Below are 21,926 nucleotides of genomic sequence, written 5' to 3'. Positions count from 1 at the left end.
ATCCGGCTCAGGGTGCGGGAAACAACGCGCTGGTGCGGCCCAGGAAACGATAGGCGATCAACCCGATGTATTCGCGGATCGCCCATTCCGCCTGGCCCAGCCGGAAGGAGAAGGGCGGGTCGAACCAGCCCTGCCCGCCCGGCGAGGTGGAATAGTTCACCGGCCAGGGCGTGACCTCCCACCCCGCGCGGCGGAAGCAGCCGACCGAGCGCGGCATGTGGCTGGCCGAGGTGACCAGCAGCCAGCGCTCGCCCGCCTTGGGCTGGATGAGCGCATGGGTCAGCGTCGCATTCTCCCAGGTGTTGCGCGCCGCGCTCTCGAGGATCACGCGCGGGCCTTCGAGGCCCATCCCGGCCCAGATCTGGCGCGCCACATCGGCCTCGGTCATCTGGCCCGGCGCCAGCGTGCCCTGGCCGCCGGTGAAGACGATCCGTGCCTCGGGGTGCAGGCGGGCCAGCGTCACCGCCTCGGTCATGCGCTCGGCCGCGCCGTTCAGTGCCGGGATGCCGCGGCGTTCGGTCAGCAATTGCTCGACGGCGCCGCCCAGGATGATGACGCCGTCCACGCGGCCCGCTTCCGCGGGGCGGGGGAAGCGGTCCTCCAGCGGCAGGGTGATCCAGGCGGGCAGCGGCGTGAGCAGCACGGCGACGAACCAGCCCAGGCCCAGCACCAGCGGCCAGCGCCCCCAGCGGCGCCGGGCGATGAGCGCGGCCGCCCCCAGGCAGGCGAGGAACAGCGCGAAGGTGTTCGGCCGCGCGAAGAGCCAGAACAGCTTGGAGACGAGGAAAAGGGTGTCCTCGATCATTCGGCCTCCACGCGGCGCCAGAGTTCGATCGAGCCGCGCTCCTCCGCGAAGCTCGCCGCCAGCTCATACCCCTCTTCCAGCGCCTCCGTCAGCATGGACATGGCGGAGGGCCGCATGGTGAACCACTCGGTGCGGTCCAGCACGATGAAGCGCGGGCGGGAGGCGAGGATGCGCGCCACCTCCGCATCCGTGTCCACGCCGGCGAGGTTGGCGAAGCCGCCGGTCAGGTGCACCGGGAAGGGAAAGCGGGTGGGCAGCCGCGCCTGGGTCAGGAAATAGACCACGGGCTGGTAGTTGGGGACGAAGATGGTGTCGCCCGGCTGCAGCTCGTCATTCATCAGGGCGGCCATGCGGCGCGGCGTGTCGGGCGTGCCCATGGCGAAGCCGCGCGTGAGGCGGGGCGTGAGGTCGGTCGCCACCATGTCCACCGCCGCGAAGCCGAGCAGGGCCGCCAGCGCCAGCCGGGCGCGCACGCCGCCCACATGCATGGCGAAGGAATAGGCGCCGATGGCGGCCAGCAGGGCGAGCGGCGGCACCAGGATCAGGAAGTAGTGCGGGAAGAAGAAGCCCGGCCCCGCCACCGCGAGGCAGGCGACCACCAGCCAGAGCAACGCAAGCCACATCAGGCGCCGCAGCACCGGCTCGCGCGGGGCGAAGACGAAGGCTGGCAGGGCGAGCGCGAGCAGCCAGCGCAGCGCGAGCGCCGCGAGGGTGATGCGCCAGAACATCTGCTCCAGCGGGATGCGGCCCGAGGCATATTCGAGGGGGGCGAGGACGGTGCTCTCGAACCAGATGTCGAATTCGCCGCGCAGGGCATAGATGCCCGCGACCAGCGCGGTGGGCATGAGGCAGAGCGCCGCATAGGCCCCGGCCGTCGCGAAGAGCATCCCCCAGCGCCGCGCGCGCAGCAGTGGCCAGGCGAAGATCGCGAAGGCGAGACAGCCTTCGGGCGTCACCACCTGCTTGACCAGCAGCGCGCAGCCCATCAGCAGCCCCATGCCGATGAGGCGCGGCCAGAGCGGCCCCTGGGCGAGGGCCAGCGCCAGCGTCGAGACGACGAAGGGCGCGAAGAGAATCTCGGTGTTGGAGGCGAGGCCGCCCATCTGCAGCGTATGCGCGGCGTAGAGCACGGCGGCCGCATAGCCCAGCGCCCGCGGCGCCCCCGCCACGCGCGTCAGCGCGATCAGCGCATAGCCGGTGGCGGTCACGCAGAAGGCGCCCAGGAACCGCACCGTCTCCAGGCTCTCGCCGAAGATCAGGAAGAAGAGCGCGATGATGGCGGGCGCGCCCAGCGGGTGCATGTCCCACACGCCGGAGAAGGGCCAGTTGCCGCGCAACCATTCCCGCGCCTGGAGCAGGTAGAGGCTCTCATCCCAGTCGATGACCGAAGGCAGGAAGGACGCCCAGCGGATCGCCACCACCAGCACCGGCAGCAGCGCCAGCGCGATGGGCCAGCGTTGGCGCAGGAGCCAGGCGGGGAGACCAGCGGACATCAGCCCCACTTGGCCCAGCCGCAGCCCGGCCGCAAGCGGCGGCCCCTCACCGCTTCAGCCCAAGCTGGACCTCGCGCCACCAGATGTAGAGGCCGGAGGCAACCAGCACGGCGATGCCGAGGCCATCCCACCCATCCGGCGCCTCGGCCCAGATGATGGCACCGAGCAGGGTGGTCCAGATGATGCCGGAATACTCGAAGGGTGCCACCAGCGTGGGCTCGCCCGAGCGATAGGCATCCGTCATCAGCAGCTGCGCCATGGCCGAGATGACACCGATGCCCAGCAACAGAAGCCATTGCCAGGCGCTGGGCCAGACCCAGACCGGCAGGCTCGCCAGGAAGGCGACGGCCGAGGAGCCGATGGCGAACCAGAGCACGATGGTGACCCCGCTCTCCCCCGCCTCGCCCATGCGGCGGATGGTGATCATCGCCATGGCCCAGGCGAGCGCGGCCACCAGCACCACCAGGCTCGGCATGAGCTGCGCGGCCTGCGCATCCGTCGGGCGGACCATGATGAGCACGCCGAGGAAGCCCACGATCACGGCGCTGCCCCGGCGCCAGCCCACCCGCTCGCCCAGCAGCGGCACCGCCAGCAGGGTCAGGAAGAGCGGCATGGTGAAACCGAGCGCAGTGACGGTGGCGAGCGGCATGGTGGCATAGCCGTAGAAGGCGCCGGCCATGCCGATCAGGCCGAACAGGGTGCGCCAGGCATGGCCCATGGGGTGGGCGGTGCGGATGGCGGCCCAGCCGCCCGCCTGGCTGAGCAGCGGCAGCAGCACGGGCAGCGCGAAGACGCTGCGGAAGAGCACCACCTGCGCCAGCGGCACGCCGCCCTCCAGCGCCTTCACGCAGCAGGCGGCGAGGGCAAAGAGAAGGGCGGCCATGAGGATGAACAGGATGGCGCGACGGCGACTGGCGCGGGTCGCGACCGAGGGCATGATTTGCAAGCTGGGGCTCATGGACGGGCGTGAGCCGCCAAGTTACGGTCGCCGCGACATGAGCGCCAGTGACCCCGAGGACCGGCCCGCCAAGGCCCCGCGCATCGCCGCCTATCCCGGGCTCGAAATCCGCGCCGATGAGGTGGTCTGGTCCGGCCGCTTCCCCTTGCAGCGCGTGCGCTTCACCTATGAGCGCTTCGACGGCTCGCGCTCCGCCGAGCTGACCTGGGAGCTGTGGCGCCGCGCGGGCGGTGTCGCGATGCTGCCCTTCGACCCCTGGTCGGACCGCGTGGCGCTGATCGAGCAGTTCCGCCTGCCGGTCCATGCGGCGGGCCTCCCGCCCATCCATACCGAATGCGTGGCCGGGCTCTTGGAGCCGGGCGAGGCGCCCGAAGCCGCCGCCCGCCGCGAATCCCTGGAGGAGGCCGGCGTCGAGCCCGACCTGGTCGAGCATATCGGCCGCTACATGCTCCTCCAGGGCGGCTGCGACGAGCTCATGCAGCTCTATTGCGGCCGCGCCCGGCTGCCGGAGCCGGAAGCCGCCGGCACCCATGGCCTGCTGCATGAGGGCGAGGATATCCGCCTGCTCATCATGCCGGCGTCCGAAGCCTTCGCCATGCTGGACCGCAATGCGATCCAGAACGCCACCTGCGCCCTTTGCCTCTTTTGGCTCCGCCAGAACCACGCGCGCCTCCGCGCCGAATGGACCCGTGCATGACCGAGACCCTGTTCCGCGACGACGCCTATCTGCGTGAAGTGACCGCCCGCGTCATCCAGGCCGATGAGGCCGGGATCGTCACCGACCGCAGCAACTTCTACCCCCGCGCCGGCGGCCAGCCGGGTGATTCCGGCGTGATGCGCTGGGCGGGCGGCGAGGCCGCGATCACCGAGGCCCTGAAGGGCGAGGGCGACGCCATCCTGCACAAGCTGGCGGAGGGCAGCGCCCTTCCCACCCCCGGCACGGAGGTGACGCTCACCCTCGACTGGGCGCGGCGCCATCGCCACATGCGGATGCACACCACGCTGCACCTGCTGTGCAGCCTGATCCCCGGCGCAGGCGTCACCGGCGGGCAGATCGGCGCCGACAAGTCGCGCCTCGACTTCGACCTGGCCGAGCCGCCCACCAAGGAATCCCTCACCGAGCGCCTGAACGCCCTGATCGCAGCCGACCACGCCGTCAGCGACACCTGGATCACCGAGGCCGAGCTGGACGCCAATCCCGGCCTGGTGCGCACCCTCTCCGTCCAGCCGCCACGCGGCGCGGGGCGGGTGCGGCTGGTGCGGATCGGGCCGCTGGACGCGCCGGTGGACCTGCAGCCCTGCGGCGGCACGCATGTACGGAGCACGGGCGAGATCGGCCGGGTGGAAGTGCTCAAGCTCGAGAACAAGGGGCGGCAGAACCGCCGCATCAGCATCGCATTGGTGGAGGAATAAGGTGGACAACCTCGTCAGCACGGAATGGCTCGCGGCACAGCTCGGCGCGCCCGACCTCCTGGTCTTCGACACCACGAAATACCTGCCGAACGAGCCCTTCGACGGCGCCACGAAATTCGCCGAGGCGCATATCCCCGGCGCGCATTTCTTCGACCTGGACGTGGTGGCCGACCCGGACGCGACGCTGCCGCACATGATCCCGAGTGCGGCGCGCTTCGAGAAGCTGATGGGGGCGATGGGCGTCAGCAATGCCAGCCGCGTCGTCTTCTACGACCAGAAGGGGCTGCAATCCTCGGCGCGCGGCTGGTGGCTGATGCGCCTCTTCGGCCATGAAAAGGCGGCGGTGCTGGATGGCGGCCTGCCAAAATGGCAACGCGAGGGGCGGCCCGTCGCCTCCGGCGCGCCCGCGGCACCCGCGCCCACCACCTATGTGGCCGATTTCGTGGCGGGCCGCGTGGCCGGCATCGGCGATGTGAAGCGCGTCCTGGCCGACAAATCCGCCCTCGTCCTCGATGCCCGCGCCGCCGGCCGCTTCAAGGGCACCGCCCCCGAGCCGCGCCCGGGCCTGCCCTCCGGCCACATGCCCGGTGCCGCCAACATTCCCTTCCCCGAGCTGTTCGCGGCCGATGGCACCATGCTCCCGCCCGATGCGCTGCGCGCCCGCTTCGCCGCCGCCGGTGCGGCCGCGGCGCCCGCGCTGGTGACGAGCTGCGGCACGGGGGTCACCGCCTGCATCCTCACCCTCGGCGCCGTGCGCGCCGGGCTGCCTGAACCCGCCGTCTATGACGGCTCCTGGACCGAATGGGCCAGCCGTCCCGAAACCGTGAAAGCGACCGCCTGATGACCGATTCCCACGACCACGCCTTCTCGACCCGCATGAGCCATGCGGGGCGCGCGGGCGTGCGCATCCATGGCTTCGTGAATCCGGGCGTGCATCGCGGCTCCACCGTGCTCTTCCCCACGGCCGAGGCGCGGCGCGACGGTGCGGCCAAGCGCTACGAGCAGTACATGACCTATGGCACGCAGGGGGGGCCGACCCACTACGCGCTGGAGGATGTGATCTGCGAGATCGAGGGCGGCACGCGCTGCACCATCGTCGGCACCGGCCTCGCCGCCGTCACGCTGCCGCTCATGGCCTATCTGAAGTCGGGCGATCACTGCCTGATGCCGGACAGCGTCTATGGCCCGGGCCGCAACGTCGCCAACACGCTGCTCAAGGGCTGGGGGATCGAGACCACCTTCTACGACCCCTGCGTGGATGAAGCGGGCATGGCCGCGCTGATCCGCGACAACACCAAGGTCGTCTATACCGAGAGCCCCGGCTCCCACACCTTCGAGATCCAGGACATCCCGGCCATCGCCCGCGCCGCCCATGCGCGCGGATGCAAGGTGCTGATGGACAACACCTGGGGCATCCACACCTTCCAGCCCTTCCAGCATGGCGTGGACGTCTCCATCCAGGCACTGACGAAATATGTCGGCGGGCATTCGGATATCCTGCTCGGCAGCGTCACCGTGAACAGCGAGGAGGATCACCTGATCGTCCGCGCCGCCGCCTCCACCATCGGGCACTATGCCTCGCCGGATGATGTCTGGCTCGCGCTGCGCGGCGTGCGGACCATGGCGGTGCGGCTGAAGACGCAGGAAGCGGCGAGCATCGAGGTCGCCAAATGGTTGGAAGCCCAGCCGCAGGTGGCCAAGGTGATGCACCCGGCCCTGCCCTCCCACCCGCAGCACGCGCTCTTCCAGCGCGACTTCAACGGAGGGTGCAGCCTCTTCGGCGTGGTGCTCGACGCGAAGTACAGCCAGGAGGACATGTTCCGCTTCATCAACGCGCTGAAGCTCTACGGTATCGGCGCGAGCTGGGGCGGATATGAGAGCCTGGCGCTGCCGACCACGGGCTTCATCACCCGCACCGCCGGCACGGGCGATTTCGGCGGGCAGATGCTGCGCATCCATATCGGGCTGGAGGATGTAAAGGATCTGATCGCGGATCTTCAGCAGGGGCTGAAGCAGCTCGGCTGATCACCGGAGGGCTTTGCCCTCCGGACCTCCCACCAAAGGCCCCATTCTTTTCACATGGCGGCTTTTGGAAACCTTGACTATGGGGCAGGCGTGGCCCGGTCGTGGGCACGGACCTGGATGGGGCCCGATGGGCCCATGCGGGTATAGGCGCGGACATGGGCGACGCCATCGGCATCCTCCTCCTCGGCGGCCTGGTCCTGGCCCGCCGCGCGCTCCTGGAAGTATTGGCGCACGCGCTCCCGCCACAGCGCATGCTCCGCCGCCGAAGAGTTGCGATAGGCAGGAGAGGCGATGACGCCCCGGACATCCGCCTCGGACCATTCCGCCGTGGGCGTCGCCTCCAGACGCTCGAAGAGGGCGGCCTGCCGCTCGCGCGGCGTGCCCGCGCGGAAGGCCCGATCCGCGCCGAAGCGCTCATCACCGAAACGATAGGCGGCGGCAGAGGGGATCGCGTCGGGCCATTCGACGGGAAGAGCGCGTTCGGCTGGCGGTCGGGCGGAAACCTCTCTCCATCGCTCTTGCGGCAGCCACAAAGGCGTCTGCCCAAGGCCTGAGCCGCTATTTTCGACCCCTGCGTCGATGGCCGCCCGCGCGCGGCGAACCACCTCCTCATTACTCGTCGCATCGGCCCCGATCGAGAGGCCGATCGCGTTGTTGTGATCATCCATCCGACGGAGTTCAGGCGCATGTCCCTTTGCGTGTGTGCCTCTGACTTCGTTTCCTGTGACGATTCCATAGGCGATCGCCCAGCCAAACCGTCGCCGGAGTTCCGCCGCACCAACGATATGCCGGTAGGCATCCGCGGGACCATCATAGAAGCCCGGCAGGGGCGAGGCTTCTGCCTCCCCGGCCGCGGCGCGTTCAACTGAGTTCCAAAACCTGAATTCGGTCATCGCCAAACCTCCATCAACGAACGGAGAGTGATCTCAGGGAAATCGACAGTTCCACCAGAAGGGTGAGTGTGCGTCGGGCCGACCCAGCTCGACGGGTTGTCCAAGAATGTCGAGACGTAGGACGTAGAGGCATAGACGATCCGAGGTTTGGCGCATCGTTCGGGAGAGAGAGCGCTCCTCGCTCATCGTCCGCCACGTGACTTCCAGGACAGTCTCGTAGTTCCGCGTCCGCATCGCGGGGAAAAGCGCGTAACGGATATGGCTTCCCTCGAGCCAGCCGGGCCTGGGCGCAATCTCTCGTCCGCCGTATCGGACACGCACATCCAGCAGCGGCGCTTCGGATGTCACGATCAACTGAGCCTCGGGAGGCCCAAAGGCCTCGTCGAAGGCCTCGCTGACGACATGGAAGATATGTGCCGCCGCGACACCAGCAAGGACACCGCAGAACCAGGTGCGGACGCGGCTGTGCCTTGGCTTCGCTTCATCTGGCATGGATCGGCTCCAAGGTCAAGAAAAAATACCTAGACGATCTCTCTCACTTCGGCCGGAACGGATCATCCGCGGGCAGGATATCCCGGATGTAGTCGCGCTGCTTCCATTCGGGGGCGGGCGGGACATGCCCCTCGCGCGGCACATGCGGCGAGGGCGTGCCGGAGGCGAGGTCGGGGATGTAGCGCGGGCAATTGGGGTAGATCTCCAGGCATTCCACGCGGACCACGCGGTGTTGCACGCCGTGGATGGTGGCGCGGCCGCTGATCCTCAGGCGGCGGCTCTGCCCGTCGAAGCGCAGGAAGAGCAGGCCGACATGGGGGTTGCGCGCGATGTTGCCCAGCGTGCGGAACATCGAGTTGCCGTCATATTCGGGCCATTCCAGGGTGTGGTCGTCGAGGATGGTGACGAAGCCCGGATCGCCCGCGCGGATGCTGCAATCCATGTGTTGGCCATGGCCGGTGGCGATGAAGAAGAAGGGCGCGCTGGTGATCAGCGCCCGATCCTCGTCCCAGAACGTCCGGTGCAGCCGGCGTTCTTCCAGCGCGTCCGCGACGCGCCGCCCATCCGTCGCATCCTGCCATTCCCGCATGCCATCATGGTAGAAAGGTCGCGTCATCAGGTGCCTCCCAGTTCTGGGGTCTGGGGCCAATGGCCCCAGCCGCCGGAGGCCCCTTTTCTTTTCTACTCCGCCGGCTGCGGCGCCGTCTTCGGCCGGAAGCGCCGTGCGATCCAGCTTTCGAAGCGGTCCACGTAGAGGTAGCAGACCGGCACGAAGATCAGGCTGAGCAGCGTCGAGGTGATCAGCCCGCCGATGACGACGAGGGCCATGGGGGCGCGGAACTCGTTGTCGGCGCCGATGCCGGCCGCGATATGCGCCATGCCGGCGACCATGGCGATGGTCGTCATCACGATGGGCCGCGCCCGCTTGCGCGCGGCCTCCATGATCGCGGCCTCGCGCCCCAGCCCGTCATCGCGGCGGATCATGATGGCGTATTCCACCAGCAGGATGGAGTTCTTGGCGACGATGCCCATCAGCATCAGCACGCCGATGACGGCCGAGACGCCGAGAGATTTCTGCGCGATCAGCAGCGCCATCAGCGCACCGCCCAGCGAGAGCGGCAGCGCGCTCATGATGGTCAGCGGCTGGAGGAAGCCGCCGAAGAGCAGCACCAGCACCAGGTAGACCAGCAGCACGCCGGTGCCGAGCGCGAGGGCGAAGCCGCCGAAGAGCTCGGCCATCACCTCCTTGTCGCCCGTCGCCTGCTCGCGCACGCCGGCGGGAAGGTGCTGCATGATGGGCAGCGCGTTGACCAGCTTCACGGCCTCGCCCAGCGGCATGCCGTTCAGCTCGGCCTCCACGGTGGCTTTCCGCTGGCGGCCCAGGCGGTCGATCTGCGCCGGGCCCGCGCCGTGGCCGATCTCGGCGACACTCTCGATGGGCACCATGATGCCGCCGCGCCCCTCCACGCGCAGGCCGCGCAGCGCCTCGGGATCGGCACGGGCGCGCTCATCCAGCATGACGCGGATGGGGATCTGCCGGTCGGTCAGGGTGAAGCGCGGCAGGAGCTGGTCCACATCGCCGATCGTGGCGATGCGCGCCGTGGCGCCGATGCTGGCGGGCGAGACGCCAAGTTCCGCCGCGCGGTCCTCCATCGGCCGGATCTGCAATTCCGGCCGCGCGAGCGAGGCGGTGGAGCGCGCACCGGCCAGCTGCGGCAGGCCGCGCATCTCGGTCTCCAGCTTGCGCGCGGCCTCCGCCAGCGCCGCGCCATCGGCGCCCACCAGCGTGATCTGGAGGCGCGATCCGCTCTGGCCATCGGCGCCGAAGCGCACGCGGGCACCCGGGATCACGTCCAGCAGCGGGCGGACGGCCGCTTCGAACTGGTTCTGCGTCACGCTGCGCTCGGAGCGGGGCACCAGCGTGACGGTGAGGTTGGCGGTGCGCGGGTCACCCGCCCGCGTCGTGTTACCCAGGCCCGGCCCGCCGACCCCCGTGTTGGAGGTACCCATGCTGGCGAAGACCGAGACCACCTCGGGCCGCGCCTTCAGGATGCGCGTCGCCTGCTGCACCACCTGCTCGGTATCGGCCAGCGAGGCGCCAGGGGCGAGTTCGATCGCGATGGAAGAGCGGCCGCGATCCGCACCCGGCACGAAATCCTGCGGGATATAGGGAACGAGGGCGATGGAGAGGGCGAAGAAGCCCACACCACCCGCCAGCGTCGTCAGCCGGTGGCGCAGGCACCAGGCGAGCATCGCGTAGTAGCGCCTGGCAAGCCAGCCATCCGCCGGCTCGGGCGCGTGGTGCGGCTTGAGGAAATAGGCGCCGAGCAAAGGCGTGAGCAGCCGCGCCACGATGAGCGAGAAGGCGACCGCGGCGGCCACCGTCAGCCCGAATTGCCGGAAGAACTGGCCCGGGATGCCCGGCATGAAGGCCACGGGGACGAAGACCGCCAGGATCGCCGCCGTCGTCGCCACCACGGCCAGGCCGATCTCGGACGACGCCTCCAGCGCCGCGCGATAGACGCTGACGCCCGGATTTTGCCGGATGTGGCGGACGATGTTCTCGATCTCCACGATCGCGTCATCCACCAGCACGCCCACCACCAGCGTCAGGCCCAGGAGCGTCACGTTGTTGAGCGAGAAGCCCAGCATCTGCATGACGAAGAAGGTGGGAATCAGCGAGAGCGGCATGGCGATGGAGGCCATCACCGTCGCGCGCCAGTCGCGCAGGAAGGCATAGACCACCAGCATGGCGAGCAGCGCGCCGATCACCAGCGCCTCCACCGCCGCATGGAAGCCGGCCAGCACGAAGGTGACGGTGGTGGTGACCACGTTGATCGTCACCTCCGGGTGCTCGGCCATGATGGCCTGGGCCTTGGCCATCACGCCCTCGGCGACCCGCACCTCGGAACTGTCGCGCGTGCGCAGCACCTCGAAGGCGACGACGGGGCGGCCATCGAGGCGGGCGGCGGTGCGGACCTCGGCCGTCGCATCCTCGACATCGGCGATGTCGCCCAGCCGCGCGAAACGGCCATTGCTGAGGATGATCCGCCGCTCGCGCAGGTCGGCCACCGTCACGGCGGCACCGAGCGTGCGGATGGACTGCTCGCCCGTGCCGATATTGCCGCGGCCGCCGGCCAGGTTGATGTTCTGGTCCCGCAGTTGGGCGTTCACCTGGTTCGCGGTGATGCCGAGCGCCACCAGCCGCTCGGGCTTGAGCGCCACGCGGATCTCGCGCTCCACGCCGCCCACGCGGTTGATCTGCGCCACGCCGGGCACGGAGAGCATGGAGCGCGCCACCACGTCATCCACGAACCAGCTCAGCTCGGAGACGGTCATCCGCGGCGAGGAGATGCTGAAGGTGACGATGGCGCCGCCCGTCGCCTCCACGCGGGTGATCACGGGGTCGCGGATGCCGGCGGGCAGGTCGGCGCGGATCTGCGCGATCTTGTCGCGCACGTCATTCGTCGCGCGGTCGATGTTCTTGCCGAGCACGAATTCGATGACGGTGGTGGAGCTGCCATCCACCACGGTGGAGGAGATGCGCTTCACATCGCCGAGGCCCGCCACCGCATCCTCGACGCGGCGCGTCACCTGGGTTTCCAGCTCGGACGGCGCGGCGCCCTGCTGCACGACGGAAACGACGACGGCGGGGAGATCGATGTCGGGCGAGTTGTTGATGCGCAGATAGGGGTAGGCGAAGAGGCCCGCCACCGTCAGCAGCAGGAAGATGACGATGGTGGCGACCGGGTTGTGGATGGCCCAGCCGGAGATGTTGCGATGCCTCTCCTCGATCATGGCGCGGCCCTCAGGGTGCGACGCGCACGAGGTCGCCATTCACCAGGAAGCCGGCGCCGGCGGTGACGATGCGCTCGCCGGCGCGAAGCCCCTCGGTGATCTCGATCATGCCGTCCTGGCGGGCGCCGGTGGCGAGGCGGCGCATCTGCACGCGCTCGCCGCCCTCGGGCAGCACGAAAGCCTGGGGCGCCCCCTCGCGGAACACGACGGCGGAGGCGGGCACCATCACCGCCTCGCGCGCGGGGCCCTGGATCTCGGCGCGGGCGAACATGCCGGGCTTGAGGCCGGAATCGGCCGGCAGGGCGATGCGGACCAGCCCCAGCCGCGTCTCGGCCGCGACGACGGGCGCGACGAGCCGCACCTCGGCCGCGACCTCGCGGTTGCCATGGCGGACCGTGGCGGATTGGCCAGGGCGCACATCGGCCAGCTCCAGCTCGGGCACGCGGGCCTCCAGCTCCAGCCGGTTGTCGCGGATCAGGCGGAACAGCTCCTGCCCCTGGCCCGGCACGGCGCCAATGCGGACCGAGACGCGGGAGACGAGGCCATCGCTCGGCGCCAGGATGCGCGTCTGCGCGAGGCGAGTCTGCACTTCGGCCAGGCGGGCGCGGGCGGAGACGAGCCGGGCCTCGGCCTGGCGCGTGGCGGATTGGCGCTGCTCCAGCACCTGGCGCGAGCCGGTCTGCGTGCGGACCAGCGTCTCGGAGCGCGCTTCCTCCTGCCGGGCGAAATCCAGGAAGGCCTCCGCCTCGCCGATCACGGCCTGGGCCTGCGCGGCCTGGGCGGCCAGCACGCTGTCATCCAGCCGCGCCAGCAGATCGCCGGCACGGACGGGCATGCCCTCGTCCAGTGGGGCCTCCACGATCCGCAGCCCGCCGACCTCGGTGCCGATCACCAGCTCCTGCCACGCGACGATGGAGCCATCGCCCACCACGCTCGACGCAAGGCGGCGCATGGTGACGGGGGCGACGGCGACGGTCAGCGCCGGCACGGCGACCGTGGGCGCGGGCGGTGGCGCGGGCGGGTTCGCCGCGCGCCAGGTCACCGCGGCAAAGCCGCCGCCAGCGAGCGCCAGCACCCAGAGCGCGGGCCAGAGCCAGCGGCGCCGTGGCTTCGGGGGTGCGGTGGCCTCCTGCGGCGCCTCGACGGGAATCGGGCGGTCCAACATGTTCATCTCCGACGCCGCGCGTCGGGAAGGGTTGCGCGGAGGCTCATGCGGCCAATCTGAGCCCGCGCCCGGGGGTGGTCAACGCGAAAGCGCCGCACGCAACAAGCTGTCACAACGCCTTGCCGGAATGTCAGCTTTCGCGAAGCGCATCGGCGATCCGGCGCAGGCTTCCATCGGCCGCCACCAGCATGACGTCGAAGCGGATTCCCGCCCTGCCATGGCCGGGATGGCTGGCGAGCCAGATCTCCGCCGCCGCCATCAGCCGCGCCTGCTGGCGTGGGGTGAGCGCGAAGGCCGCCTCACGCCAGCTGGGCCGCGCCTTCACCTCGATGAAGGCGAGCAGCCCGTCCTTCTCGGCGATGAGGTCCAGTTCGCCGGCCGGCGTGCGGTGGCGCTCGGCCAGGACCTGCCAGCCCTCGGCCAGCAGTGCGGCGCGGGCGATCGCCTCGGCGCCGCGGCCGGTGCGATCCGCGCGCGCGCCGCGGCGCTGGCGGACGAAGTCAGGCAGCCAGCGCCTCGCGGATCGCGGACACCGCCTCGGGGATCATCGCGGCGGTCACGTCGAGATGCGTGCAGGCGCGCACCCGGCCACCGAGGCCGCTGACCATGATGCCCTGCGCCATCAGGCGCTTCTGCAATTCCTCGACGGAGACGCCGGTCCCCTTGATGTCGAAGAAGACGAGGTTGGTGTCGGGCTCCTCCACCACCACGCCCTCGATCTGGCGCAGGCCGCGGGCCAGCGCCTTGGCATTGGCGTGGTCCTCGGCGAGGCGCTCGACATGGTGGTCGAGCGAATGGATGCAGCCGGCGGCCACCATGCCCGCCTGGCGCATGGAGCCGCCCAGGCGCTGCTTCCAGCGCCAGGCCTGGCCGATGAACTCGGCCGAGCCGCAGAGCACGGCGCCGAGCGGCGCGCCCAGCCCCTTGGTGAAGTCGAGCCAGACGCTGTCGAAATCGGCCACCATCTCGGCGGGGGCGATGCCGGCGGCGACGCAGGCATTCATCAGCCGCGCGCCGTCCATGTGGGTGTTCCAGCCCTGCTCCCGCGCCACGGCGGTCACGGCCTTGAGCTGCTCGAGCGGCCAGACCACGCCGCCGCCGATATTGGCGGTCTGCTCGACCTCGAGCAGCTTCTGCGGGGGGGCATAGCGGGTGCGCGGGCGGATGGCGGCGCGCACGTCATCGGCGGTGAAGAGGCCGCGCTCGCCCTTGAGCGGCAGGATCTGCACGCCGGTCAGCGCGGCATGGGTGCCGCCTTCGCTGTGCAGGATGTGGCTGGTCTCGTGCGCCAGGACCTCATCGCCCTTCTGGCAATGGGTGAGGATGGCGATGACGTTGCACATGGTGCCGCTCGGCAGGAACATGGCGGCTTCCTTGCCCATCAGCGCCGCCATGCGGTCGCAGAGGAGATGGACGGTCGGGTCGTCGCCATGCTGCTCGTCGCCCATCTCGGCGCGCATCATCGCGTCCTTCATGGCGGGCGTGGGCCGCGTCTGCGTGTCGGAATAGAGGTTGATGCGCACGGGCGGCGCGCCGGCGGGCGGCCGGGCGGGCGCGAAGGAGGTGGAGCGGGCGAAGGAGGGAGCTTGGACCATGGGGGCAAGGTAGCGCGAGGCGCGCGACTGTGGCATCCCCCCGCCCGCAGATCGCAGGAGGGACTTCATGGCTGGCGGACATGGCGCGCATCACGGCACGGAGAACAAGGGCGTCGCCCTGATTATCGCGATCCTGGCGCTCTTCCTGGCGCTCGCCGAGGTGGGCGCGAAATCGGCCCAGACCGAGGCGCTGAACGCGAATATCGAGGCCGCCAACCTCTGGTCCTTCTTCCAGGCCCGCACCATCCGCCAGACCCAGGTGCGGACCGCGGCCGAGCAGGCCGAGCTCGCCCGCACCGAGGCGAATTCGGCCGCGACCACCGCGCAGCGCGAGCGCTGGACCAGCACCGCCGCCCGCTGGGAGAGCGAGCCCGAGACCGGCGAGGGCCGGCGCGAGCTGATGGCCCGCGCCCGCGTGGCCGAGGCGCGGCGGGACAAGAACATGGAGAAGTATCACATGTTCGAATATTCGAGCGCGGGCTTCCAGGTGGCGATCGTCGTCGCCTCCGCCTCGATCATCACCGGCGTGGCGCTGCTGGTCTGGCTGGCCGGCGCGCTAGGGGCCGTGGGCTTCGGGCTGATGATGCTGGGCTTCTTCGCGCCCGGCCTGATCCACTTCTGATCAGGCGGGCTTGACCGGGGCGCCGGCCGCCGCGGCCGGCAGCCGCCCATGCATCGCCATCGCGCGGCGCTCGAAGGCGCGGACCATGACGCGCACCGCCTCGTTGAAGACGGTGCCGATCACCGCCTGCAGCACGCGCGAGCGGAACTCGAAATCCACGAAGAAATCCACCTCCGTGCCCTGCGGCACCGGGCTCAGGCGCCAGGTGTTGTTCAGGTAGCGGAAGGGGCCGTCCAGGTATTTCACCTGGACGAGGCCCGGGCGGTCCAGCGTGACCTCGCTGCGGAAGGTCTCGCGGAACATCTTGAAGCCGATGGTGAGGTCCGCCACCAGCTGCGTCTCTTCCCGGCTCAGCACCCGGGCGGCGGCGCACCAGGGCAGGAATTCGGGATAGCGGTGCACATCGGCCACGATCTGGAAGATCTGCTCCGGCGATTGCCGCAGGATGCGCTTCTCGGCATGCGTCGGCATCAGACGGCGAGGCTCTTCTCGCGGGCGGCGCGCAGTTCGGCGAAGTCGCGGTCGGCATGGTAGGAACTGCGGGTCAGCGGCGTGGCCGAGACGAGCAGGAAGCCCTTGGCACGCGCCACGCTCGCGTAATCCTCGAACTCCGCGGGCTCGACGAAGCGGGCCACCGCCGCGTGCTTCACGCTCGGCTGCAGATATTGGCCGATGGTGAGGAAATCCACCTCGGCGCTGCGCAGGTCATCCATCACCTGCTGCACCTCGATCTTCTCCTCGCCCAGGCCGACCATGATGCCGGACTTGGTGAAGATGGAAGGGTCCAACTGCTTCACGCGGTCCAGCAGGCGCAGCGAATGGTAGTAGCGCGCGCCGGGCCGGATGGTGGGGTAGAGGCGCGGCACGGTTTCCAGATTGTGGTTGAACACATCCGGGCGTGCGGCGACGACGACTTCCAGCGCGCCCTCCTTGCGGAGGAAATCAGGCGTCAGGATCTCGATGGTGGTCTCGGGCGCGGCGGCACGGATGGCACGGATCGTCTGGGCGAAGTGCTCGGCGCCGCCATCGGCCAGGTCATCGCGGTCCACACTGGTGATGACGACGTGGCGCAGGCCGAGCTTGGCCACCGCCTCGCCCACGCGGCGCGGCTCGTCATGGTCGAGCGGATTGGGCATGCCGGTCGCGACATTGCAGAAGGCGCAGGCGCGGGTGCAGGTCTCGCCCATGATCATCATGGTGGCGTGGCGCTGCGACCAGCACTCGCCGATATTCGGGCAGGCCGCTTCCTCGCAGACGGTGACGAGCTTGTTGTCGCGCATCAGGGCGCGCGTCTCGTGGTAGATCGGGTGGGTGGGTGCCTTCACCCGGATCCAGGCGGGTTTGCGCTGGATCGGGTTGTCCGGGCGCGCAGCCTTTTCCGGGTGGCGGGCGGCGCCGGTGCGCGGGCCATTATGGTTGATTTCGATGCGTGCCATGGTGCGTGTTCATATAGCGCACCGCGTTGCAAACACAGCCCCGGAGTCGTTCAACCCTTGCCGCGAAGGGCAGGTTTCCGATGGTGGCTGGGCAGGGGTCAGAACCTGCCCACCCGAACTTCAGGGGCGCCGCAAGCGCGGGCGGAGGAGCGCCCCCCGGAACCACCCGCTGGTGCGGCGCGGCGTTGCCTACCCGCAGCCCACCGAAAACTGGATGCTGTCGCCGGAGACGGTCTGGTTCGCACGCACCATGCGATAGTTGACCCCGTTGAAGGCGACGGTCACCTCCGACGACGACCAGGTTCTGCCATCCGTTTCCGCGAAGAAAAACAGCGGCGAGCCAGTCCTGTGCATGATGTTGTCGCCACGTTCGGTCAGTCTGGTCGAAGTACTGGGGCGAATCGTATAGAAGCCGGTGGTGGTGTACCTATTTTGCTCTTCCAGATGGCGAACCAACAGGCGGACTGGCGTGCGGCAGTTGTTCTGAAAGACCAAGCTGCGCAATTGAGGCTGCTGGGCCTCGGCCATGGGCGGGGCCCCGACCAGGAGGGTGCCGAGGAGCAGGCTCGCAACGGCGAGCCGCCGGATGAATGACACCATGAGATTCCTCCAGGAGGGCGGGATATTTCTCATATCCTGGCCGAAACTCCATGCCGCCGACAAGCACGCTGTGGCACCATTCCGCATGCGGCATGGGGGATGCCGTCAGATGTGGATCACCCGCCCGTAGGCGTCCAGCACGCTCTCATGCATGGCCTCGCTCACCGTGGGGTGCGGGAAGACGGTGTGCATGAGGTCCGCCTCCGTCGTCTCCAGCGTGCGGGCGATGCCATAGCCCTGGATCATCTCCGTCACCTCCGGGCCGACCATGTGAGCGCCGAGAAGCTCGCCGGTCTTGGCGTCAAAGACGGTCTTCACGAAGCCCTCGGGCTCGCCCATCGCGATGGCCTTGCCATTGCCGATGAAGGGGAAGCGGCCGACGCGGACGTCATGCCCCTTCGCCTTGGCAGCAGCTTCCGTCAGGCCGACGGAGGCGACCTGCGGGCGGCAATAGGTGCAGCCCGGGATGTTCAGCACGTCCATCGCGTGCGGATGCAGGCCCGCGATGGCCTCGACGCAGATGATGCCCTCATGGCTCGCCTTGTGCGCGAGCCAGGGCGCGCCCGTGATGTCGCCGAAGGCGTAGACGCCGGGCTCGCCCGTGCGGCCCATGGCGTCGGTCACGATATGGGTGCGGTCCACCACCACCTTCGTGCCCTCGAGGCCGAGATTCTCGGTGTTGCCGACGATGCCGACGGCGGAGATCAGGCGGTCCGCCTTGAGTTCCGTCACCTTGCCATCGGCTTCGATCACGGCGGTCACGTCATCCGCACCCTTGCGCACGCCCTGCACGCGCGCATTGGTGATGATCTTCATGCCCTGCTTCTCGAAGGCCTTGCGGACGAAGGCGCTGATTTCGGCATCCTCGACCGGCAGGATGCGGTCCATCACCTCGACCAGCGTCACCTCGGCGCCCATGTTCAGGTAGAAGCTGGCGAACTCGCTGCCGATGGCGCCGGAGCCGACCACGATCAGCTTCTTGGGCAGGGCGGTCGGCGTCATCGCCTCGCGGTAGGACCAGATGAGCTTGCCGTCCGGCTCCATGCCCGGGATCACGCGGGCGCGGGCGCCGGTCGCGAGCAGGATGTGCTTGGCGGCGAGTTCCGCCACCGGCTTGCCATCCTTGGTGACGGAGAGCTTGCCGGGGCCGGCCAGCGCGCCATGCCCGTCGAAGACCGTGACCTTGTTCTTCTTCAGCAGGTGCTTCACGCCGCCCGAGAGCTGCGCCGCGACCCCGCGCGAGCGCTTGATCACCTTGGCGAAGTCGAAGCGCACATTGTCCGCCGCGAAGCCGAAGCTATCCAGGCTGTGCAGCAGGTGGTTGATCTCGGAGGCGCGCAGCAGCGCCTTGGTCGGGATGCAGCCCCAGTTCAGGCAGATGCCACCCAGGTTCTCGCGCTCGACCAGCGCCACCTTCATCTTGAGCTGCGAGGCGCGGATCGCGGCGACATAGCCGCCAGGCCCACCGCCCACCACCACCACGTCGAAATTCTCGGCCATTCTTCAGCCCTTTCCTGCGGCAAGGGCGGTGAGCGCCTCGCCCGTCACACGTTGCACGCGCCACTCATCCATGCTGCGGGCGCCGATGCGCCGGTAGAACTGGATGGCGGGCTCGTTCCAGTCGAGCACCTGCCACTCCATCCGCTTCCAGCCGCGCTCCACGCAGATGCCCGCGCAATGGCGGAACAGCGCCTCGCCGATGCCCTTGCCGCGATGCACGGGCTCCACGAAGACATCCTCCACATAAAGGCCATGTCGGCCGGTGAAGGTGCTGAAGATCGGGAACCAGATCGCCTGGCCGACCGCCCTGCCCCCGATCTCGGCCAGGATGCAGAAAACCGTCGGGTTCGAGCCGAAGAGGGCCCGCCGGAAATCCTCCTCCGTGCCCACCGCCTCATGCAGCAGGTTCTCGTATTCGGCCAGCGCGCGGACCAGCCGGTTGATCTCCGGCAGGTCCGCCTCGACGGCGTCACGGAGGGTGAAGCCCGACATCAGAGCATCAGCGAGAGCGGGTTCTCGATCAGCCCCTTCAGCGTCGCCATGAACTCGGCGGCCAGCGCGCCATCAATCACGCGGTGATCCACGCTGAGGTTGCAGGTCATCACGGTGGCGATGGCCAGGGCGCCGTTCTTCACCACCGCGCGCTGCGTGCCCGCACCCACGGCCAGGATGCCGGCCTGGGGCGGGTTGATGATCGCGGCGAAGTGGCTGACGCCATACATCCCCATGTTCGAGATGGAGAAGCCGCCGCCCTGGAACTCCTCGGGCTTCAGCTTGCCGCCCTTGGCGCGGGAGGCCAGGTCCTTCATCTCGTTGCTGATGGTGGCGAGGCCCTTGCGGTCCGCGCCCTTCACGATGGGCGTGATGAGGCCATCGGGGATGGCGACGGCCACGCTGATGTCCACCTCGTTGAACTGCAGGATCGCCTCGTCCGTCCAGGCGGCGTTCACGCCCGGATGGCGGCGGAGCGCCACGCCGCACGCCTTGATGATGAGGTCGTTCACCGAGAGCTTGAAGGCGCCCGGCCCATCCTTCGGCGATTGCGCGTTGAGCTCGGCACGCAGCTTCATCAGCGCATCCAGCTCGATGTCCATCGCCACGTAGAAATGCGGGATCGTGGCCTTGCTCTCCGACAGGCGGCGGGCGATCACCTTGCGCATGCTGCTGTTCGGCACGGCGGTGGTGGCGCCGATGACCGGCGCGGGGGCCGGCGCCGGGCGCGGCCCAGGGGCCACGGCAGCGGCCGCGGGCGCGGCAGCGGCGACGGGTGCCGCGGCCGGCGCGGGGCGATTCATCGCCGCCTCGATATCGGCCTTTACGATGCGGCCCTGCGGCCCCGAACCCTTGATGGAAGCGAGGTCCAGCCCCGCCTGCGCCGCCATGCGCCTGGCGAGCGGCGAGGCGATGGCGCGCTCGCCGGCATGCGAGGCCGGCGTGGAAGCGGCAACGGGCGCCGGCGCCGGGGCAGCGGCGGCCGCCGGCGCGGCGGCGGCGGGCTTCGGCGCGGCCGGGGCGGCGCCGGTCGGCGCGGCCTCGCCCGGCTCCACCAGCACGGCGATCACGGCATTCACCTTCACGCCCTCGGTGCCGGCGGGGACCAGGATCTTGCCCAGCACGCCCTCATCCACGGCTTCCACTTCCATGGTCGCCTTGTCGGTCTCGATCTCGGCGATCACGTCGCCCGCCTTCACGGTATCGCCCTCGGCCTTCAGCCATTTGGCGAGGGTGCCCTCCGTCATCGTGGGCGAAAGGGCGGGCATCAGGATGTTCGTGGCCATGTTGCGCGCTCCCTCTCAGCGATAGGTCACGGAACGGGCGGCTTCCACCACCTGTTCGAGACGCGGCAATGCGAGCTTCTCGAGGTTCGCGGCATAGGGCATCGGGATGTCGAGGCCATGCACGCGGACCGGCGGCGCATCGAGGTCATCGAAGCAATGCTCGATGATCTGCATCGCCAGCTCGGCGCCGATGCCGGCGAAGGGCCAGCCCTCCTCCAGCGTCACCACGCGGTTGGTCTTCTTCACGCTCGCCACGATGGTGTCGATGTCGAGGGGACGGAGGCTGCGCAGGTTGATCACCTCGGCGCTGATGCCTTGCTCGGCCAGCTTGTCCGCCGCCTGCATCGCCATGCCGACCATGATGGAGAAGGCGAGGATGGTGACATCCGTGCCCTCGCGCTCCACCTTGGCCTTGCCGATGGGCAGGATGAAATCCTCATCGGTCGGGCATTCGAAGCTCTGCCCGTAGAGGATCTCGTTCTCCAGGAAGATGACCGGGTTCGGGTCGCGGATGGCGGCGCGCAGCAGGCCCTTGGCATCGGCGGCACTCCAGGGCGAGACGACCTTCAGGCCCGGGCAATGCGCGTACCAGCTGGCATAGCATTGGCTGTGCTGGGCGGCGACGCGGCTCGCCGCGCCATTGGCGCCGCGGAACACGATGGGGCAGCCCAGCTGCCCGCCCGACATGTAGAGCGTCTTGGCGGCCGAGTTGATGATCTGGTCGATCGCCTGCATCGAGAAGTTGAAGGTCATGAACTCGACGATGGGCTTGAGCCCGGTAAAGGCGGCACCCACCGCCATGCCGGTGAAGCCGTGCTCGGTGATGGGCATGTCCATCACGCGCTTCGCGCCGAACTCGTCCAGCAGGCCCTGGCTGACCTTGTAGGCACCCTGGTACTGCGCGACCTCCTCGCCGATCAGGAAGACGTCCGGATCGCGGCGCATCTCGGCGGCCATGGCATCACGCAGCGCCTCGCGCACCGTCATGCTCCGGGTCGGGCCCCAGTCCTTCTCGGCGCTCGCGGCGCGCGGCGCGGCAGGGACCGTGGCGGGTGCAGCGGCGGGGGCGGGTGCGGCCACCGGCGCGGGCGCCGGCGCGGCCTTCGCGGCGCCGCCGCCATCCAGCTCGGCGATGGGCGCGTTCACCGCCACATTCTCCGTGCCCTCGGGCACCAGGATGCGGGTCAGCACGCCCTCATCCACGGCTTCCACTTCCATCGTCGCCTTGTCGGTCTCGATCTCGGCGATCACGTCGCCGGCCTTGACCGCATCGCCTTCCTTCTTGAGCCACTTGGCCAGCTTGCCCTCCGTCATGGTGGGGCTCAGCGCCGGCATCAGGATTTCGACACCCAT

The 21,926-nt window shown here is 69.4% G+C and carries 22 protein-coding genes; 5 read left to right on the top strand and 17 right to left on the bottom strand.

The features are described from left to right. Nucleotides 1-7 precede the first annotated feature (7 nt). Genes R9Z33_RS09055 through R9Z33_RS09045 form a run of 3 tightly spaced genes read right to left on the bottom strand, consistent with a single transcriptional unit; the run spans nt 8 to nt 3,235 of the window. Entirely contained in the window at nt 8-805 is a 798-nt protein-coding gene (locus R9Z33_RS09055) for a YdcF family protein (protein ID WP_318650964.1), read from the bottom strand. Further along, nucleotides 802-2,298, bottom strand: coding sequence for an ArnT family glycosyltransferase (locus R9Z33_RS09050; RefSeq protein WP_318650963.1), 1,497 nt, complete (start codon nt 2,296-2,298; stop codon nt 802-804). Before R9Z33_RS09050 ends, R9Z33_RS09055 begins: the two co-directional genes overlap by 4 nt. A gap of 46 nt (nt 2,299-2,344) precedes the next feature. Then, nucleotides 2,345-3,235 (bottom strand): DMT family transporter, encoded by an 891-nt coding sequence (locus tag R9Z33_RS09045; protein ID WP_318651632.1) that lies wholly within the window; start codon nt 3,233-3,235, stop codon nt 2,345-2,347. Between the two features lie 58 nt (nt 3,236-3,293). On the opposite strand from R9Z33_RS09045, the gene R9Z33_RS09040 reads away from it, so the two are divergent. From R9Z33_RS09040 to metC, 4 genes are read left to right on the top strand one after another with little or no spacing between them, the layout of a single operon-like run. Continuing rightward, complete coding sequence (locus R9Z33_RS09040; RefSeq protein ID WP_318650962.1) at nt 3,294-3,953, top strand: NUDIX domain-containing protein; 660 nt, start codon at nt 3,294-3,296, stop codon at nt 3,951-3,953. Beyond that, nucleotides 3,950-4,669, top strand: a complete 720-nt coding sequence (locus R9Z33_RS09035; protein WP_318650961.1) for an alanyl-tRNA editing protein — start codon at nt 3,950-3,952, stop codon at nt 4,667-4,669. Before R9Z33_RS09040 ends, R9Z33_RS09035 begins: the two co-directional genes overlap by 4 nt. A gap of 1 nt (nt 4,670) precedes the next feature. Further along, nucleotides 4,671-5,510, top strand: coding sequence for a sulfurtransferase (locus tag R9Z33_RS09030; RefSeq protein WP_318650960.1), 840 nt, complete (start codon nt 4,671-4,673; stop codon nt 5,508-5,510). Beyond that, complete coding sequence (gene metC, locus R9Z33_RS09025) at nt 5,510-6,694, top strand: cystathionine beta-lyase (RefSeq protein ID WP_318650959.1); 1,185 nt, start codon at nt 5,510-5,512, stop codon at nt 6,692-6,694. Before R9Z33_RS09030 ends, metC begins: the two co-directional genes overlap by 1 nt. A gap of 77 nt (nt 6,695-6,771) precedes the next feature. Here the strand turns inward: metC and R9Z33_RS09020 are convergent, their stop codons facing one another. From R9Z33_RS09020 to R9Z33_RS08990, 7 genes are all read right to left on the bottom strand, one after another. Further along, complete coding sequence (locus R9Z33_RS09020) at nt 6,772-7,587, bottom strand: hypothetical protein (protein WP_318650958.1); 816 nt, start codon at nt 7,585-7,587, stop codon at nt 6,772-6,774. Between the two features lie 33 nt (nt 7,588-7,620). Then, nucleotides 7,621-8,079, bottom strand: a complete 459-nt coding sequence (locus R9Z33_RS09015; protein WP_318650957.1) for a hypothetical protein — start codon at nt 8,077-8,079, stop codon at nt 7,621-7,623. 43 nt (nt 8,080-8,122) lie between these two features. Next, on the bottom strand, nt 8,123-8,695 hold the full coding sequence (locus R9Z33_RS09010; protein ID WP_318650956.1) for a pyridoxamine 5'-phosphate oxidase family protein: 573 nt from the start codon (nt 8,693-8,695) through the stop codon (nt 8,123-8,125). A gap of 65 nt (nt 8,696-8,760) precedes the next feature. Next, complete coding sequence (locus R9Z33_RS09005) at nt 8,761-11,877, bottom strand: efflux RND transporter permease subunit (RefSeq protein ID WP_318650955.1); 3,117 nt, start codon at nt 11,875-11,877, stop codon at nt 8,761-8,763. A 10-nt stretch (nt 11,878-11,887) separates the two neighbouring features. Then, the gene (locus R9Z33_RS09000; protein WP_318650954.1) at nt 11,888-13,042 is read right to left on the bottom strand and encodes an efflux RND transporter periplasmic adaptor subunit; all 1,155 of its coding nucleotides are present in this window, start codon (nt 13,040-13,042) and stop codon (nt 11,888-11,890) included. 130 nt (nt 13,043-13,172) lie between these two features. Then, nucleotides 13,173-13,484, bottom strand: coding sequence for a YraN family protein (locus R9Z33_RS08995; protein WP_404830681.1), 312 nt, complete (start codon nt 13,482-13,484; stop codon nt 13,173-13,175). A gap of 58 nt (nt 13,485-13,542) precedes the next feature. After that, nucleotides 13,543-14,637, bottom strand: a complete 1,095-nt coding sequence (locus R9Z33_RS08990) for a threonine aldolase family protein (RefSeq protein WP_318650953.1) — start codon at nt 14,635-14,637, stop codon at nt 13,543-13,545. 67 nt (nt 14,638-14,704) lie between these two features. On the opposite strand from R9Z33_RS08990, the gene R9Z33_RS08985 reads away from it, so the two are divergent. Beyond that, a complete protein-coding gene (locus R9Z33_RS08985; RefSeq protein WP_318650952.1) occupies nt 14,705-15,259 on the top strand; it encodes a DUF4337 domain-containing protein in 555 nt (184 codons plus the stop codon). On the opposite strand, the gene R9Z33_RS08980 is transcribed toward R9Z33_RS08985, so the two are convergent. From R9Z33_RS08980 to R9Z33_RS08950, 7 genes are all read right to left on the bottom strand, one after another. Then, nucleotides 15,260-15,730, bottom strand: coding sequence for a type II toxin-antitoxin system RatA family toxin (locus R9Z33_RS08980; protein ID WP_318650951.1), 471 nt, complete (start codon nt 15,728-15,730; stop codon nt 15,260-15,262). Beyond that, nucleotides 15,730-16,695 (bottom strand): lipoyl synthase, encoded by a 966-nt coding sequence (gene lipA / locus R9Z33_RS08975; RefSeq protein ID WP_318650950.1) that lies wholly within the window; start codon nt 16,693-16,695, stop codon nt 15,730-15,732. The genes R9Z33_RS08980 and lipA overlap by 1 nt, the downstream gene beginning before the upstream one ends. 189 nt (nt 16,696-16,884) lie before the next feature. Further along, nucleotides 16,885-17,295, bottom strand: coding sequence for a hypothetical protein (locus R9Z33_RS08970; protein ID WP_318650949.1), 411 nt, complete (start codon nt 17,293-17,295; stop codon nt 16,885-16,887). A 105-nt stretch (nt 17,296-17,400) separates the two neighbouring features. Further along, nucleotides 17,401-18,795, bottom strand: a complete 1,395-nt coding sequence (gene lpdA, locus R9Z33_RS08965) for a dihydrolipoyl dehydrogenase (protein ID WP_318650948.1) — start codon at nt 18,793-18,795, stop codon at nt 17,401-17,403. Nucleotides 18,796-18,798: 3 nt separating this feature from the next. After that, nucleotides 18,799-19,287, bottom strand: coding sequence for a GNAT family N-acetyltransferase (locus R9Z33_RS08960; protein ID WP_318650947.1), 489 nt, complete (start codon nt 19,285-19,287; stop codon nt 18,799-18,801). After that, complete coding sequence (locus R9Z33_RS08955; protein ID WP_318650946.1) at nt 19,287-20,573, bottom strand: pyruvate dehydrogenase complex dihydrolipoamide acetyltransferase; 1,287 nt, start codon at nt 20,571-20,573, stop codon at nt 19,287-19,289. The genes R9Z33_RS08960 and R9Z33_RS08955 overlap by 1 nt, the downstream gene beginning before the upstream one ends. A 15-nt stretch (nt 20,574-20,588) precedes the next feature. Next, complete coding sequence (locus R9Z33_RS08950) at nt 20,589-21,926, bottom strand: pyruvate dehydrogenase complex E1 component subunit beta (protein ID WP_318650945.1); 1,338 nt, start codon at nt 21,924-21,926, stop codon at nt 20,589-20,591.

It is taken from the genome of Sediminicoccus rosea, assembly GCF_033547095.1.
Taxonomy (GTDB): Bacteria; Pseudomonadota; Alphaproteobacteria; order Acetobacterales; family Acetobacteraceae; genus Roseococcus; species Roseococcus rosea.
The sequence above is the reverse complement of the archived record's forward strand: the minus strand, read 5'-3'. Positions and strand labels throughout refer to the sequence as shown.